General features: G+C 35.3%; 14 protein-coding genes. 10 read left to right on the forward strand and 4 right to left on the reverse strand.

The window, feature by feature from the left end; all coding sequences use genetic code 11:
- Positions 1 to 191: 191 nt before the first annotated feature.
- The 6 genes from GXM16_RS01240 (at position 192) to GXM16_RS01265 (ending at position 10,331) form a co-directional block, all read left to right on the forward strand.
- Positions 192 to 1,217, forward strand: a complete 1,026-nt coding sequence (locus tag GXM16_RS01240) for a LacI family DNA-binding transcriptional regulator (RefSeq protein ID WP_163391936.1) — start codon at positions 192 to 194, stop codon at positions 1,215 to 1,217.
- A 278-nt stretch (positions 1,218 to 1,495) separates the two neighbouring features.
- Entirely contained in the window at positions 1,496 to 2,851 is a 1,356-nt protein-coding gene (locus tag GXM16_RS01245) for an MFS transporter (protein WP_163391938.1), read from the forward strand.
- Positions 2,852 to 2,872: 21 nt separating this feature from the next.
- Positions 2,873 to 3,526, forward strand: coding sequence for a beta-phosphoglucomutase (pgmB, locus tag GXM16_RS01250; protein WP_163391940.1), 654 nt, complete (start codon positions 2,873 to 2,875; stop codon positions 3,524 to 3,526).
- Positions 3,527 to 3,654: 128 nt separating this feature from the next.
- Positions 3,655 to 5,961, forward strand: a complete 2,307-nt coding sequence (locus GXM16_RS01255) for a glycoside hydrolase family 65 protein (RefSeq protein ID WP_163391942.1) — start codon at positions 3,655 to 3,657, stop codon at positions 5,959 to 5,961.
- A gap of 230 nt (positions 5,962 to 6,191) precedes the next feature.
- Positions 6,192 to 8,306 carry a glycoside hydrolase family 97 protein gene (locus GXM16_RS01260; RefSeq protein ID WP_163391944.1) on the forward strand — a complete coding sequence of 705 codons (2,115 nt, stop codon included), beginning with the start codon at positions 6,192 to 6,194 and terminating at the stop codon, positions 8,304 to 8,306.
- A 162-nt stretch (positions 8,307 to 8,468) separates the two neighbouring features.
- Positions 8,469 to 10,331, forward strand: coding sequence for a glycoside hydrolase family 13 protein (locus tag GXM16_RS01265; RefSeq protein WP_163391946.1), 1,863 nt, complete (start codon positions 8,469 to 8,471; stop codon positions 10,329 to 10,331).
- A gap of 171 nt (positions 10,332 to 10,502) precedes the next feature.
- On the opposite strand, the gene GXM16_RS01270 is transcribed toward GXM16_RS01265, so the two are convergent.
- Together GXM16_RS01270 and GXM16_RS01275 are read right to left on the reverse strand one after the other, a co-directional pair.
- Positions 10,503 to 10,913 (reverse strand): nuclear transport factor 2 family protein, encoded by a 411-nt coding sequence (locus tag GXM16_RS01270; RefSeq protein WP_163391948.1) that lies wholly within the window; start codon positions 10,911 to 10,913, stop codon positions 10,503 to 10,505.
- Between the two features lie 11 nt (positions 10,914 to 10,924).
- Complete coding sequence (locus tag GXM16_RS01275) at positions 10,925 to 11,449, reverse strand: TetR/AcrR family transcriptional regulator (RefSeq protein ID WP_163391950.1); 525 nt, start codon at positions 11,447 to 11,449, stop codon at positions 10,925 to 10,927.
- A 207-nt stretch (positions 11,450 to 11,656) separates the two neighbouring features.
- Between GXM16_RS01275 and GXM16_RS01280 the strand changes: the two genes are divergently transcribed.
- From GXM16_RS01280 to GXM16_RS01290, 3 genes are read left to right on the forward strand one after another with little or no spacing between them, the layout of a single operon-like run.
- Entirely contained in the window at positions 11,657 to 12,334 is a 678-nt protein-coding gene (locus GXM16_RS01280; protein ID WP_163391952.1) for a glycerophosphodiester phosphodiesterase, read from the forward strand.
- A complete protein-coding gene (locus GXM16_RS01285) occupies positions 12,331 to 13,539 on the forward strand; it encodes a BaiN/RdsA family NAD(P)/FAD-dependent oxidoreductase (protein WP_163391954.1) in 1,209 nt (402 codons plus the stop codon). The genes GXM16_RS01280 and GXM16_RS01285 overlap by 4 nt, the downstream gene beginning before the upstream one ends.
- 7 nt (positions 13,540 to 13,546) lie before the next feature.
- Positions 13,547 to 14,194, forward strand: a complete 648-nt coding sequence (locus GXM16_RS01290) for an HAD family hydrolase (RefSeq protein WP_163391956.1) — start codon at positions 13,547 to 13,549, stop codon at positions 14,192 to 14,194.
- 252 nt (positions 14,195 to 14,446) lie between these two features.
- On the opposite strand, the gene GXM16_RS01295 is transcribed toward GXM16_RS01290, so the two are convergent.
- Together GXM16_RS01295 and GXM16_RS01300 are read right to left on the reverse strand one after the other, a co-directional pair.
- A complete protein-coding gene (locus GXM16_RS01295) occupies positions 14,447 to 15,376 on the reverse strand; it encodes a tetratricopeptide repeat protein (RefSeq protein ID WP_163391958.1) in 930 nt (309 codons plus the stop codon).
- Between the two features lie 51 nt (positions 15,377 to 15,427).
- Complete coding sequence (locus tag GXM16_RS01300; RefSeq protein WP_163391960.1) at positions 15,428 to 15,904, reverse strand: TspO/MBR family protein; 477 nt, start codon at positions 15,902 to 15,904, stop codon at positions 15,428 to 15,430.
- A gap of 176 nt (positions 15,905 to 16,080) precedes the next feature.
- On the opposite strand from GXM16_RS01300, the gene GXM16_RS01305 reads away from it, so the two are divergent.
- The gene (locus GXM16_RS01305) at positions 16,081 to 17,181 is read left to right on the forward strand and encodes a diphosphomevalonate decarboxylase (protein WP_163391962.1); all 1,101 of its coding nucleotides are present in this window, start codon (positions 16,081 to 16,083) and stop codon (positions 17,179 to 17,181) included.
- Positions 17,182 to 17,188 lie beyond the last annotated feature (7 nt).

Consider the following 17,188-nt stretch of genomic DNA (forward strand, 5'->3'; position numbering starts at 1 on the left):
TAATTTTACTTCGAGTTTCAAAGATTAGGAAATAATTAACATGTTCGACATGAGGCATTTCGCAAATAGCTACGAAAACGTGGTAGTGTTGAAAAGTTTATAGGTTATTTTCATTTTTTAGGAATAAAATTATGATTTATGGAAATTTACAATACCTTTATTATCAATAACATTTTTTACAGATTAGCATCATGAAACGAAAAGTAACCCTGAAACAGATTGCAAAAGAGCTGGATGTGTCTATTTCAACTGTCTCAAAATCATTACGGAACAGTTCAGAAATTGGCGAAGAAACAAGATTAAAAGTGCAGGCTTTTGCAAAATTTTACAACTATAAACCCAACAACATTGCCCTTAGTTTAAAAAACCGAAAAACCAAAAGTATTGGTATTATCATTCCGGAAATTGTACATTATTTTTTCTCTACCGTAATTGACGGAATTGAGCAGGTTGCAAACGAAAATGGGTACAGTGTAGTAATCTGTTTATCGGATGATTCTTTTGATAAAGAAGTTCTGAATATGGAAATGTTAGCCAACGGAAGTATTGACGGTTTTATCATGTCGCTTTCTAAAGAAACGCAGTTCAAAGGCGATTTTCATCATATTACCGAGGTGATCAATCAGGGAATGCCGGTTGTAATGTTTGATCGCGTAACCAATGATATATTATGTGATAAAGTAATAATCGACGATAAAGCTGCTGCATATGAAGCAGTTCAGAGTCTGATTGATAGCGGAAGAAAAAAAATAGCACTTGTTACTACTGTTGATTATGTTAGCGTTGGGAAACTGAGAACCGATGGTTACGAAAAAGCATTATTAGACAACGGACTGCCGTTCAACGAGGATCTGATTATAAAAATTGAAGACGTAGATACCTGTGAAATAACCATTAGCCAGCTTTTACATGACAGGGCTTTTGATGCTGTTTTTGCTGTGAATGAACTTTTTGCAGTAACGATTATAAAAACTGCAAATAAAATGGGACTTAAAGTGCCCGAAGATTTGGCTGTAATCGCTTTTACTGACGGAATTATATCTAAATATTCGACACCAAGTATTACAACTGTTAGCCAAAGTGGAAAAAAGATGGGCAATAAAGCCGCTAAAATGCTTATCGAAAGACTCGAAGCAGAACATGACGATGAAGAAAATGAAAATTACACAACAGAGGTAATCGAAACGCATCTTATAAAAAGAGAATCTACAGACTAATTTTCAAATCATCAAATCAAAGTGATTAACGGTGTCTAAACCTGAAATTTTGTTTTGCCCTTTATCATTATTAATTTTAATAGCACTTTTTTCTTATTTAATTCATTACTACAACCTTGTAGTGAAAAATCTTAACTCTTATTTGCTATTATAAAACAAAAAACTGAAATATATTTCTATATTTACAGCCTGGTTCAAAGCTTTTACTTTTACTTCGAAATAAATAGTAAGTTTTGATAAGCAAAGCGCTTATCGTATAATTTTTACAAATTGCGATAATGGAAAAGCGTAAATTAAGTTTCTGTGAAATTTGGAACATGAGTTTCGGATTCCTGGGAATACAAATGGGATTTGCACTTCAGAATGCAAATGCCAGCAGAATTCTACAAATTTTTGGTGCCGACGTACATGAACTTTCATGGTTCTGGATTATTGCTCCCCTTATGGGATTAATAGTGCAGCCGGTTATTGGTCATTACAGTGATAGAACATGGGGAAAATTCGGCAGACGAAAACCTTTCTTTTTAGTTGGGGCAATTTTAGCATCGGTTGGGTTAATTTTGATGCCACAGGCTAATATTTTCATTTCAGTATTGCCTGCTCTGTGGGTTGGAGCCGGAATGTTAATGATTATGGATGCTTCTTTCAACATTGCCATGGAGCCGTTTCGTGCCCTTGTTGGAGATAATTTAAGAACAGATCAGCGTACAGCAGGATTTAGTATTCAGACTTCATTAATTGGTTTTGGAGCCGTAATTGGTTCAGCACTTCCTTACGTTTTAACAAAATGGTTTGATGTACCTAACAACACCGTTACAGGAAGTGTACCATTAAACCTGACGCTCTCTTTTATCATTGGGGCAGCAGTTTTAGTTGGGTCTATTTTGGTGACCCTCTTCACAACTAAAGAATACTCCCCTGAAGAACTGGCAAAATTTGAAGATCCGCAAAATGAGGTGGTTTCTGATTCTAAGGAAAAATCAAAAATCACAGACATTTTCACCGATTTTGCAAAAATGCCAGCCACCATGCGTCAGCTTAGCTGGGTGCAATTTTTCTCCTGGTTTGGATTATTCGGGATGTGGGTTTTTACCACTCCGGCAATTGCACACCATATTTACAAATTACCGCTTAGCGATACATCAAGCCAGCAATATCAAAATGCAGGTGACTGGGTCGGAATTTTGTTTGGTGTCTACAACTTTGTTTCTGCTATTGTAGCTTTATTTTTCTTACCGTATATCGCCAAGAAAATAGGACGTAAAGCCACGCATTCCTTATCATTGGTTGTAGGAGGAATAGGTTTAATATCCATTTATTTCATGCCAAATGAAGACTGGGTTGTTTTGCCAATGATTTTAATTGGAATTGCGTGGGCTAGCATTCTGGCGATGCCTTATGCGATTCTTGCCGGCTCGATTACGCCTAAAAAAATGGGAGTTTATATGGGAATATTCAACTTCTTTGTTGTAATTCCACAAATTGTAAATGCCTTAATTGGAGGTCCTATCGTAAAATATCTTTACAATGGTGAAGCAATTTATGCTTTAATCACAAGTGGTGTAAGTTTCTTAATTGCCGCACTTTTAGTCTACAAAGTAAAAGATGTAGACGACGCTATTCTAAAATCATAAATTAAGTTTTCTCCTTTTTAAATGAAAAAAGCATTCATCTTCGACCTTGATGGAGTCATTGTCGATACCGCCAAATATCACTTTTTGGCCTGGCAAAAAATCGCAGAAGCGTTAAATATAAATTTTACACACGAACATAACGAATTACTTAAAGGAGTAAGCCGCGTGCGCTCATTAGATATCATTTTAGAATTAGGAAACGTCCAGGTTTCGCGGGCTGATAAAGACAAAATGTTAATTCAGAAAAATGAGGATTATTTATCTTATCTAATTGACATGGACGAAAGTGAGATTCTTCCGGGGGTTTCTAAAATCCTAAAACTTTTAAAAGACAAAAATCAGGGAATTGCATTGGGCTCTGCCAGTAAAAATGCAAGACCAATTTTAGAGAAAACAGGGATTCTGTCTTACTTCGATGCTATTGTTGACGGAAATGATGTCACCAATGCAAAACCAGATCCGGAAGTTTTCCTAAAAGCGGCTCAATTACTAAATATTGAACCAAAAAATGCAATCGTTTTTGAAGATTCTGTTGCCGGAATCCAGGCAGCCAATATTGCAGAAATGGTAAGTGTAGGAATTGGTGAGGAAACCATTTTACAGGAAGCCGACTATGTTTTTAAAGATTTCACTTTCGTGGATGAAAACTTCATTAACCGACTAATTAGTCAATGAGAAAATTTGAAAATTAGTCAATGTGCCAATTAGATATGCTTGAAAAAATTATCTGATTATGTAATTGACCAATTACCACATTAAAAACCATCAATCATTCAATCAATCAACAAAAAACTCTTAAAAAAATGAATCAGGATTATATAAAACCAGACAACTGGTCCATCATAGAAGAAGGATTTGATACCGAAAGTGTCAAATCTTCTGAAAGTCTTTTCAGCCTGGGTAACGGGGCTATGGGACAGCGGGCCAATTTTGAAGAAACGTACTCCGGCGAGACTTTTCAGGGAAGTTACATTGCCGGAATTTATTACCCCGATAAAACCAAAGTAGGCTGGTGGAAAAACGGCTACCCAAAGTATTTTGCCAAAGTATTGAACGCTCCCAACTGGATCGGAATTAATATCGAAATCAATGAAGAAAACCTTGATTTAAACAATTGCGATGAGGTTCGCAACTTTCGCAGGGAACTGAATATGAAAGAAGGATGGTACAATCGTTCTTTTGAGGCTGTGCTGAAAAACGGAACTGAAATCGCAGTGAATGTCCGTCGTTTTCTTTCTTTGGATTTAGATGAAGCAGGAATCATTAAATACGATATTACGCCTTTAAACAAAGATGCCAAAATTGTATATAAACCCTATATTGACGCTGGTGTAACCAATGAAGACGCCAATTGGGATGAAAAATTCTGGAAACCATTAGAGGTGAAAAAATCAAACAGTGAAGCTTTTGTAACAGCAAAAACGTTTAAAACGCATTTTAAAGTCACTACTTTTATGCACAATACGATTTTGGCCAATGGTGAAAATGTGAATATTTCTCCTTCTGCAATTGATTCTACCATTGATAAGGTACAATTTACTTATGGAACGATTATCGCAAAAGGGCAAACCTCATCTATTCAGAAAATTGGAGGTTATACCGTTTCTCTAAATCACGAAAACACTTTGGCTGCAGCCGAAAAAGTAATTAAAACGGCAGTTGGTTTAGGCTATGAAACTTTACTTCAAAATCAAATTGAAGCCTGGGCAAAAATCTGGGAAATGTCAGATATTACGATTGAAGGCGATGTTAAGGCACAGCAGGGAATCCGTTTCAATATTTTTCAATTGAACCAAACCTATTCCGGAAAAGACAGTCGATTAAACATTGGCCCAAAAGGATTTACCGGAGAAAAATACGGAGGATCAACATATTGGGACACAGAGGCATATTGTATTCCGTTTTACATGGCTACAAAAGATCAGGAAGTTGCCCGAAATTTATTGACGTATCGTTACAATCAATTAGATAAAGCGATTGAAAACGCGAAAGACAATTTAGGTTTCAAAAACGGTGCAGCTTTGTATCCAATGGTGACCATGAATGGTGAGGAATGCCATAACGAATGGGAAATCACACACGAAGAAATCCACAGAAACGGAGCGATTGCTTTTGCAATTTACAACTATTACCGCTACACCGGAGATTACTCTTATATCCCTGAAAAAGGACTGGAAGTTTTAATCGGAATTGCACGTTTCTGGCATCAGAGAGCTTCTTTTTCTAATGATAAAAATCAGTACGTTATTCTGGGTGTTACTGGACCAAACGAATACGAAAACAACATCAATAATAATTTTTACACCAATTATATCGCAAAATGGTGTATTGATTTTGCTGCCGAACAAATTGAAAAAGTGGCAAAAGAATATCCGGCAGATCACAAACGAGTTTTAGAAAAAGTAACGCTTTCATCTGAAGAAATTAAAGAATGGAAAAAAGTTTCAGGCAACATTTATTTCCCAAAATCGGAGGAATTAGGGATTTATTTGCAGCAGGACGGTTTCCTGGACAAAGAATTAGTTCGCGTAAAAGATTTAGATAAATCACAGCGTCCAATTAACCAAAAATGGTCGTGGGATCGTGTTTTACGTTCACCGTACATTAAACAAGCCGATGTTTTACAAGGTTTCTATTTCTTCGAAGATCATTTTTCTAAAGAAGAATTGAAACGAAATTTTGAATTTTATGAGTCGTTTACCGTTCACGAAAGTTCGCTTTCGCCTTGCGTACATTCGATTCAGGCCTCAGCTTTAGATAAAATGGATATGGCGTATACTTTTTATCTGAGAACTTCCCGTCTGGATTTGGATGACTATAACAAAGAAGTTGAAGAAGGCTGTCACATTACATCAATGGCCGGAACCTGGATGAGTATTGTAGAAGGTTTTGGCGGAATGCGTGTGAAAAATGACCAGCTTCATTTTTCTCCAAAAATTCCAAAAGAATGGAAAGGATATTCGTTTAAAATCAATTTCAGGCATCAGATTTTAAAAGTTACAGTAAGTCATACCGAAACAACTTTTACTGTTGACGGCGACCATGATTTAACGATTATAGTAAATGGAAAACCTTTAATTGCAAGCAGGCAACTCGCTAAAATTCATTAAATTACAATACTTTAAAAACTAAAAAAACAAATTACAGATTTGACAATTTTGTCATTTTGACGAAGGAGACCCGAGCGACAGCGAAAAGACAAAGCAAATCCTATGAGGAACTCCATTGAGACTATCACCAATCTTTGTTGAGTTTCTAGTGTGATTTCTCCCTCTGGTCGAAATGACAAAAAGAGAAAATTTATTTCTAAAACCTGCATATAACATTAAAAAAATAAAATATGAAAAAAATATTTTTCGCAAGTTTAGTTTTGTTTGCCGTTAGCACGATTGCTAAAGCGCAACAATTAAAATCTCCCGAAGGAAAGTTCGTAATGGAATTTTCGCTTCAAAGCGACGGAACTCCCACTTACAATTTAAAATACAAAAACAAAGAAGTTGTAAAAACCAGTAAATTAGGTTTGGAACTTAAAGATGACAAAAAATCTTTACTGAACGATTTTACAATTGCTGACACCAAAACGTCCACTTTTGACGAAACATGGAAACCGGTTTGGGGAGAAGTTGACAACATCAGAAATCATTATAACGAACTGGCAGTTACTCTAAACCAAAAAAGTACAGATAGGCAAATCATAATCCGTTTCCGTTTGTTCAATGATGGTTTAGGATTTAGATATGAATTTCCTGCACAAAAGAACCTTACTTATTTTGTTATTAAAGAGGAGAGAACTCAATTTGCAATGGCGGGCGACCACACTGCTTTCTGGATTCCGGGAGATTACGATACTCAGGAATATGATTATACCAAATCGAAATTGTCAGAAATAAGAGGTTTGTCTGAAAAAGCATATACGGCTAATGTTTCTCAAAAATCTTTTTCTCCGACTGGAGTTCAGACTTCTTTGATGTTAAAAACAAATGAAGGAATCTACATCAACCTGCACGAAGCGGCTTTGATCAACTACTCTTGCATGCATTTGAATCTGGATGATAAAAACATGATTTTCGAATCCTGGTTAACGCCGGATGCAAAAGGTGATAAAGGATATATGCAGGCACCAAGTCACTCGCCTTGGAGAACGATTATGGTAAGCGATGATGCGAGAGAAATCCTTTCATCAAAAATGACTTTAAACTTAAACGATCCTTCAAAAATTGAGGATACTTCGTGGATTAAACCCGTAAAATACATCGGAGTTTGGTGGGAAATGATTACAGGAAAAAGTTCCTGGTCTTATACAAATGATTTTCCAACCGTTCAATTGGGTGTTACGGATTTTTCCAAAGCTAAACCAAACGGAACACACGGGGCAACTAATGCTAACGTAAAAAAATACATTGACTTTGCGGCGCAGCATGGTTTTGATGCTGTTTTAGTTGAAGGGTGGAACGAAGGCTGGGAAGACTGGTTCGGACATTCTAAAGATTATGTTTTTGATTTCGTAACACCTTATCCGGATTTTGATGTGAAAGGTTTACACGCTTACGCGAAAGCTAAAGGCGTAAAAATCATCATGCACCATGAAACTTCCGGATCTGTTCGCAACTACGAACGCCACATGGATGCAGCATATAAATTCATGAACGATAACGGATACAATGCTGTAAAAAGTGGTTATGTAGGGGATATTTTGCCTCGCGGCGAAAACCATTATAGCCAGTGGATTGTAAACCACTACCAATATGCAGTCGAAAAAGCAGCTGATTATAAAATTATGGTCAATGCGCACGAAGCGATCCGTCCAACAGGAATAGCCAGAACATATCCAAACTTAATCGGAAACGAAGCCGCGAGAGGAACCGAATATCAGGCTTTTGGAGGTTCTAAACCTAACCACGTTACGGTATTGCCTTTTACAAGATTAATAGGTGGTCCAATGGATTATACACCCGGAATCTTCGAAATGGATATCAGCAAAATGAATCCCGGAAACACATCGCATGTAAACAGTACTTTGGCTAATCAATTGGCATTATACGTTACGATGTACAGCCCGTTGCAAATGGCGGCTGATACCCCGGAGAACTACAATCGTTTTCCGGATGCTTTCCAATTCATTAAAGATGTTGCTGTAGACTGGTCTGAAAGTAAATATATCGAGGCTGAACCTGGAGATTTTGTTACAGTTGCGCGTAAAGCAAAAGGAACAAACAACTGGTTCGTAGGTAACGTAAACGGAGAAACTTCCCGTATCTCAAACATCGATTTCAGTTTCCTTGAAAAAGGGAAAAAATATACCGCAACAATTTACGCTGATGCAAAAGATGCGCATTACAAAACAAATCCGCAGGCTTACACTATCAAAAAAATTGCTGTTACAAGCAAATCAAAATTATCGCAGCTTTCTGCTCCAGGCGGAGGTTACGCAATTAGCATAATTGAAACGAAGTAATTTTTCTAAAGACAAGTAATTCCCCCTTGATTACTTGTCTTTTTTCTAATGTTTAGATCCTGCAAGGTTTTCAAAACCTTGTAGGTTTTTCTAAATCTTTACTCAATTCCATACCTACAAGGTTTTGAAAACCTTGCAGGAAATCGAAATAAAAGAAAAACTATGAAAAACCAAAAAATAGCACTCATCTCTAAATTAGCCTTTTTGGTTTTGTTATTTTCCGCTTCCGCGAAAGCGCAAATCCAAAAAACAGAACCTCCTTTCTGGTACGCCGGAATGAAAAATCCGGAATTACAAATTATGTTCTACGGGAAAAATATTTCACAATACGAAGCTTCGGTTTCCAACAATGTTGTCATTAAAAATGTCGAGAAAACAGAAAATCCAAATTATCTGTTTGTAACCATTGATACAAGAGATGTAAAAGCTTCTGAACTTACTTTTTCGTTTAAACTGAAAAACAAAGTTGCTTTCAAACAAAAATATACGCTTAAAGAAAGAAGAGCCAATTCTGCGGATAGAAAAAGCTATGACTCATCAGATTTGATTTACCTGATTATGCCGGATCGTTTTGCAAACGGAAATCCGAAAAACGATAGTAATGCTGCTTTGGCTGAAAAAGGCAATCGTGCTTTGCCGGGCGGACGTCACGGGGGAGATATCGAAGGAATCATCAAAAACTTAGACTATATTTCGTCTCTTGGCGCAACAACAATTTGGAGCACACCATTATGCGAAGACAACGACAAGGAGTATTCCTATCATACATACGCACAATCGGACGTGTACAAAATAGATCCGCGTTACGGAACCAATGATGATTATGCCCGTCTTGCTGCCGAAATGCACAAAAGAAACATGAAACTCGTAATGGATTATGTAACGAATCACTGGGGAATTACACATTGGATGATCAAAGATTTACCAACTAAATCATGGATCAATCAGTTTGAAAATTATACACAAACACATCACAGACGTGAGGTAATTCCGGATACGCATGCTTCAAAAATTGACCAGGAAGTTTGCGTTGACGGCTGGTTCGTGCCTTCAATGCCGGATTTAAATTTAAGAAATCCGCTTGTGGCAAAATATTTAACGCAAAACGCTATTTGGTGGATAGAATTTGCCAATTTGGATGGGTTTAGAGTAGACACTTACAATTATTCAGACAAAACTGCAATGGCCAATTGGGCAAAAGCAATTACAACTGAATACCCTAATTTCAATATTGTAGGTGAAATCTGGATGCACAATCAAGCGAATTTAGCTTTTTGGCAAAAAGACAGTAAAATTGGAGCTATTAAGGATTATAATTCGAATTTACCAAGTGTAATGGACTTTACACTTCAAAGCCAGATTGGTTCTGTATTCAACGACGATACACCTAACTGGGATGGTGGTCTGATTAAATTTTACAACAATTTTGCGATGGATTATTTATATCCAAATACAAATAATCTTTTGGTTTTTTCCGAAAATCATGACACAGATCGCATGAATCATATTTTTAAATATGATCTGGCGAAATACAAACTGGCTATGACCTTACTTGCTACAGTTCGCGGAATCCCACAGATTTATTATGGTTCAGAAATTGGAATGGGCGGAGACAAAAGCAAAGGAGGCGACGCCGATATTCGTCAGGATTTCCCAGGCGGATGGGCTGGCGATAAAAACAATGCTTTTACAAAGGAAGGAAGAACTTCGCAACAAGCCTCTTACTTTGATTTCACTTCAAAATTATTCAATTGGAGAAAAACAAATGAAGCCGTTCATTTCGGAAAAATGACCCATTATATTCCTGAAAACAATACATATGTATATTTCAGATATACTGATTCTAAAACAGTAATGGTGGTTTTTAATAACAATGCAAAAGAACAAGTTGTAAAAACCAATCGTTTCAAAGAAAGCATGAAAAGCTTTAAATCAGGAAAAGATGTTATCACAGGAAAAACATTCGATTTAGATTCTGAAATTACTTTGGAATCCAAATCAGCCTTGATTTTAGAATTGCAGTAAAAAATATTTAAACACATAGAAGTATAGTTTTCTAAAGGTTCGAAGCTACACGTCAGTTGCGGTGTTTGGAGCGGAGTATTTTCTGCTGCCCTGAACGAAGTTATGAAAATAAACCGTTAAATTCACCTAAAACGAGCAATGGCGTGTAGCTGCTGTTACCTGCTGTTCATTTTACAGATATCTTTCTGACTCATTTATTTCAATGTCATTTATACTTGCGTATCTCTTTTCCATTAATCCATTTTCGTCAAATTGCCAGTTTTCATTTCCGTAAGCTCTAAACCATTTTCCGTCTTTGTTTTGATATTCATACTCAAATCTGACAGCTATTCTATTTTCCGAATGCGACCAATACTCTTTTTTCAGCTTATAATTCAATTCCCTATTCCATTTATCAGTTAAGAATTTTACAATTTCTTCTCTTCCGTTAACAAATGTACTTCGGTTTCTCCATTCACTGTCAATAGTATAAGCTAACGAAACCCTTTCTGGATTTTGTGAGTTCCAGGCATCTTCGGCCATCTGAATTTTCTGTTTTGCGGTTTCCAGCGTAAAAGGTGGAAGCGGATGTTTTTGTTCCATTTTGTAATTCTTTAAATTAGACTGTTTATTATTGATTTGGATTTGTTTACGATTTCATTTGATTTGAATAATTGGCTTTCTATGATAGCGCTTTCAAATAGAAGATAAATATGTGTTGCCAATAATTCATCTTCGAGCACTTGTTTAAAGAAAATTCTCAAATCATTTTTGTGAGCTTGAATAACCGTAAGAATATTTTCTTGATCTTTTGATATTTCGGATAAGATATTCAAGAAACAACATCCTCTGAAATTTTCTTTTTCATTCATATGAATAATGAAATCAAAAGCAGAAATAACTTTTGCCTTCAGTTTTTTTGAATTTGAAGTATAATTTGAAAGTTCTTCAAACCAATATTGATGTCTCCTGTTCAGAAACTCGATACATAAGTCATCTTTAGATTTAAAGTGTTGGTAAAAGCTTGCTTTTGCAACATTTGCTTCACTTATAATTTGATTAATTCCTGTACTATTATAACCCTGCTGATGAAATAAAACAGAGGCTTTTTCTAATATTCTTTCTTTTGGTAAACTCATAATTTCTTAATTGCTCAACAAAGGTATGAAAAAAAACAGACCAGTCTGTCTGTTTTTTTTAAAAAAAATAACTTTTTTATTATAGAGTTAAAATCGGCTTGCTGGCAACTTAAACAGGAGGCGTTTCAATTTGCTATTTATTTTTTGATAAATTCCTTGTGCCCTTTGCGTAAAACTTTGCGACCTTTGTGGTTAATTTTTTTAGCTATGTTAAAAATTGCACACAGGGGAGCCAAAGCATACGAACCCGAAAACACGCTTCAGGCTTTTCAAAAAGCTTTAGAATTAAATTCAGACGGAATCGAACTGGACGTTCACCTCAGCGCTGACGGACACATCATCGTAATGCATGACGATACAATCGATAAAATGACCAACGCAAAAGGTGCAGTAAACACATTCACACTATCCGAATTAAAATCATTTTTAATCGCAGATAAACATCAAATCCCGACATTAAATGAAGTTTTTGATTTAGTAGATAAAAAATGCTTCATCAACGTCGAATTAAAAAACGCCGACACTTCAAAGCAGGTTGTCTCTTTAATTGAAGAATACATCAATAAAAAAGGCTGGAACTACGAACATTTTATCATTTCAAGTTTTGACTGGAATGCTTTAAAAGAAGTGCAAGACCTAAATCCAAATATCCCGATTGGTGTTTTAACCGAAGAAAATATAGATGATGCTTTGGCTTTCGCCGAATCGATAAAAGCAAAAGCAATTCATCCCGATTTTCAATTATTGAATGCTGAAAATGTTTGCAAAATGCAGGAAAAAGGTTTTTGGGTTTTACCATGGACTGTTAACACTGAAGAAGATATACAAAAAGTAAAAAGTTATAAAGTAAACGGAATTATCTCTGATAATCCAGATAAAATATGATTAAAAATTTCGACATCATCATCGTTGGCGGAGGCGCAGCTGGTTTTTTTACCGCAATCAATATTGCTGAGAAAAATCCGAAGCTGAAAATTGCCATTTTAGAAAGAGGAAAAGAAGTGCTTTCTAAAGTCCGTGTTTCCGGAGGAGGACGATGTAACGTAACACACGCTTGTTTTGAACCGAATGAATTGGTTAAATTTTATCCACGTGGCGAAAAAGAACTTCGCGGACCGTTTCACCAATTTTGTTCAGGAGATACTATTGAATGGTTTGAAAAACATGGTGTCGAACTTAAAATTGAAGAAGACGGACGACTATTTCCGGTTTCAAATTCGTCACAAACGATAATTGACTGCTTCTTAAAAGCAACAGAAAAATTAGGTATCAAAATATTGACAGGACAAAGCGTACAATCAATTTTCAAAAAAGAAAATCACTGGAAAATTGACACACAAACAGATAATTACGCAGCTGAAAAACTAATAATGGCAACTGGGAGCAACCCGAAAATCTGGGAAATGCTTCAGGAACAAGGTCATGCTATTGTGAGTCCGGTTCCTTCCTTGTTTACTTTCAATATAAAAGATCCGAGAATTAAAGAATTACCCGGAGTTGCGGCACAAGTTACGGTTAATGTAAAAGACACTAAACTTGAATCAACCGGACCTTTATTGATTACCCATTGGGGAATGAGCGGTCCTGCGATTCTGAAACTTTCAGCCTGGGGAGCAAGAATCCTTCACGATAAAAATTATCAGTTTACGATTTTCGTCAATTGGCTAAATGATGTTGATACCGAAGATACTGAAAAAATCCTGAAAGAATTAAAACAGGAACATGCCAAAAAAGCCGTTTCAAAAAAATCTCCTTTTGAGTTTCCAAATCGTTTGTGGGAAAGTCTGGTTTTGGCTTCGGGAATTGATTCAGAAACGAAATGGGCAGATTTATCTAAGAATCAATTACAGAACTTAACGTCACAATTAACCAAAGCTGAATTTAAAGTCAACGGAAAAAGCACTTTTAAAGAAGAATTTGTAACCGCAGGCGGAATCGATTTAAAAGAAATCAATTTTAAAACCATGGAAAGCAAATTACACCAAAATCTGTATTTTGCGGGTGAAATTGTAAACATTGACGCCATTACCGGAGGTTTTAATTTTCAGAATGCCTGGACAAGCGGATTTATTTTAGCCAATAATATTTAATATAAAAATGAAATTTAAAGGAATTATTTTTGATTTAGACGGAACATTAGTTAATTCATTAGAAGACATTTCAGATGCGATGAATACCGTTCTTACCGATCTAAATTACCCAACCCACAATTACGATACGTATCAATATTTTATTGGCAATGGCCTAAGAAAATTAGTTGCCAGAGCTTTGCCTTCATCCAACAATACTGAGGATGAGGTAGAAGTTTGTTTTGAAAATATGCTAAAAACATACGATACCAATTGTGTTCAGAAAACCAAACCTTACAAAGAAATAGCCGAATTGATACATGATTTAGATTCAAAAGGAATCAAACTGGCTGTTTTTTCTAACAAAGCTGATGAACTGACTAAAAAAGTAACGGAGGCATTATTCCCTAATTTGTTTGATGCAATTGCAGGTTTAACCACAGAAGAGCTCAAAAAACCAAATCCCTTTAAGGCCATTGAAATCAGTAAAAACTGGAATTTAAAACCTGAAGAAATTCTTTTCATAGGCGATTCGGATGTTGATATTGAAACCGCTTTGAATGCCGAAATGTTTCCGGTTGGTGTTACCTGGGGCTACAGAACTGAAGAAGAACTGAAAGCAAGCGGAGCAAAAGTGGTTATCAATACTCCTTTGGAATTGTTGGAGATTTTGTAAACACTTTTTATTAAACCTAAAAAAACGCTACATCCTGATTTTTTTTGAGAAAAACTTAAAACTAAAACCCGAAGAAAAAGAGCTGTTTCTTGAATTTTGCGATGTTGATCCTAAATCTAAAACACTTCTGAACAATCCAAATATTTTGGCTCTGATGGATTTTTTGTATGCTAAAAATGATGAGTTTACGAAGGCTAAAATAATAGCAAGAATTAAAACAGATAATTTAGTATAAGTTTTAAAATCCTAGGACTATGTATTCTTTAAATTTTTCGATTTAGCATAAAAAAGTATTAAGCCAATGAATACTACTCCGCCAATTATGGATATAATAAATCCAAATATCAATTTTTTGTTATTATTTATAGATTCAGATTTTTTTTGATTTTCTATTTTGCCATAACCCGCTCTGATTTCATTGTGCGAGTTTAGCCTTTTGTCAATTATTTTATCTTTAAAACCATACTCTTTGGCTTTTTTGTAAATTTGTATAGCGTTTTGGTTTTCACCTATAATTTTAACTGCGTTCCCAAGTTCAAAAAGTAAAACCGAAATAATATGATCTTCAGGTTTAATAAAGCTCATTCTTTCATTCACTTGAAAGTATAGAGACTGAGCAAATTGCTTTAATTGTTTGTTAGACAAATTTGTTTTCGGAATAGCTTCTTTCCCAAAACTATTATTTGTTAAAAAATCACCGGAAACATTTTTAATGTCTTTTATTTTAGCCTCCAGTATTTTCAAGTGCAGCCATTCAGAACCATGGTGAGATTCAGGATTAATTTCAATAGATTTTTTAATCCAATTGTATGCTTTTTGATTTTCTCCAGTCAACTCATATAAAGTTCCAATGTTTGAAGCTGTAGAATATCGATTAGGTTCAATTTTTTCAATATAAAGATATAGTTTTAAAGCTTCTTCATATTTCTTTTGTACAATTAATACATATCCTTTATCAGACAAATAATCGATATCTTTCGTCTTTTTATATAGTCTGTCGAGTTCAGTTATAAGTTTTGGAAAATCAGAAATAGTAAAATTATGTCCATGAGGAACAAGACCCCGAAAGTCAATATAAACTCTTTCACCATTCTTTAAATATTTAGTTTCGCCATTCAAACAAGCAAAACTCTTAAACGAAATCAAAACTAAAACAATTAGAAAAACCTTAAATTTATTCATAAAGTAAACGCATTGATTAAACTTGAAACAAAAACAAACTTGAAACAAAAGTTACTTATTCAGCCACCAGATACTCGCATTCAAAATCGTTGCAAAACCTACCCATGCCAAATACGGAATCAATAAATAACCTGCCGTTTTATTGATTTTGATGAATTTTAAGTACGTTTCATAAATCATCAGCCATAAAAGTGCAATTTCGATTAAGGCCAGCATCGGATTTTTCAGTCCGAAGAATAAATACGACCAGACAGCATTCAGTGTTAACTGAATTATGAAGAATCCTAAAGCTTTTTTAACCTCCTCATTTTGCTCTTTTATTTTATCCCATACTAAACCGGCAGCAATACCCATAAAAATATAAAGCAATGTCCAGACCGGCATGAAAATCCAGTTGGGCGGATTAAAAAATGGTTTTTCAATTGTTGGATACCATTCTGCTACACTTGGTCTTGTTACCATACTTGCAGAATATCCTACTGCCAGACAAACTATTATTGCTATTGCTATTTTGACGATTTTATTCATTGTATCAAATTTTGTATCCAAAAATAGGCAAAAGAAATTTTAAACCATATAAGTGATGTAAGTTCATTTAACTTTTACTTTGATATAATTCTTTGTAAGTTTCCAGCTTACATTTTCTTATATTACTTACATGGTGAAAAAATTTAAAAACTATCTTTGCCAAAATTTTATAATTCATGTTTACAGCAGCTGATTTTATTCCTAAGACATATTCTTCAACAGTCGAAAACGGAAATTTCGAATGGAGCGCTCCCAGCAATATTGCTTTGGTAAAATACTGGGGGAAAAAAGACAACCAGATTCCGGCGAATCCATCAGTAAGTTTTACGCTGAATAATTGCAAAACGGTCACAAAACTGGCTTTTGAGAAACGAGACACTTCAACTCCGCTCAGTGTGACAAATGGTTTTTCTTTCGATTTGCTTTTTGAAGGAAAACCAAAAGAGGATTTCAAGCCAAAAATCAGAAAGTTTTTAGAACGAATCGAAGTGTATCTGCCTTTTTTGAAAGACTATCATTTTACGATTGATACACATAATACGTTTCCGCACAGTTCCGGAATTGCTTCTTCGGCTTCGGGGATGGCAGCTTTGGCAATGAATTTTATGAGTCTGGAAAAACTGCTGAATCCTGAAATAACAGACGAATATTTTTACCAGAAAGCATCCTTTTTAGCCCGTTTAGGTTCCGGAAGTGCCTGTAGAAGCGTAAAAGGAAATGTTGTAGTTTGGGGTGAACAAAAGAATCTAAAAGGAAGTACAGACTTGTTTGGAGTTGAATTTCCATACACAATTCATGAAAATTTCGAGAATTATCAGGATACCATTTTATTGGTTGACAAAGGTGAAAAACAAGTTTCGAGTACGGTTGGACACGATCTGATGCACAATCATCCGTATGCCGAAAGACGTTTTGCACAGGCACATGAAAATCTGGATCAATTAATTGCCATTTTTGAAAACGGGAATGTAACCGAATTTATTAAGGTTGTAGAAAGTGAAGCTCTGACATTACATGCTATGATGATGACTTCCATGCCATATTATATCTTAATGAAACCAAATACGTTACAGATTATCAATGCTATTTGGAAATTCAGAAACGAAACCCATGTTCCGGTTTGTTTTACATTGGATGCCGGAGCCAATGTACATGTTTTGTATCCTGAAAATGTTAAAGAAAAAGTATTACAATTTATTAAGAACGAATTAGTTGGCTTTTGTCAAAATGGTCAGTACATTTGCGACGAAATTGGAACAGGTGCAGTTGCATTATAATTTTGCG

Source organism: Flavobacterium limi (genome assembly GCF_010645075.1).
GTDB lineage: Bacteria > Bacteroidota > Bacteroidia > Flavobacteriales > Flavobacteriaceae > Flavobacterium > Flavobacterium limi.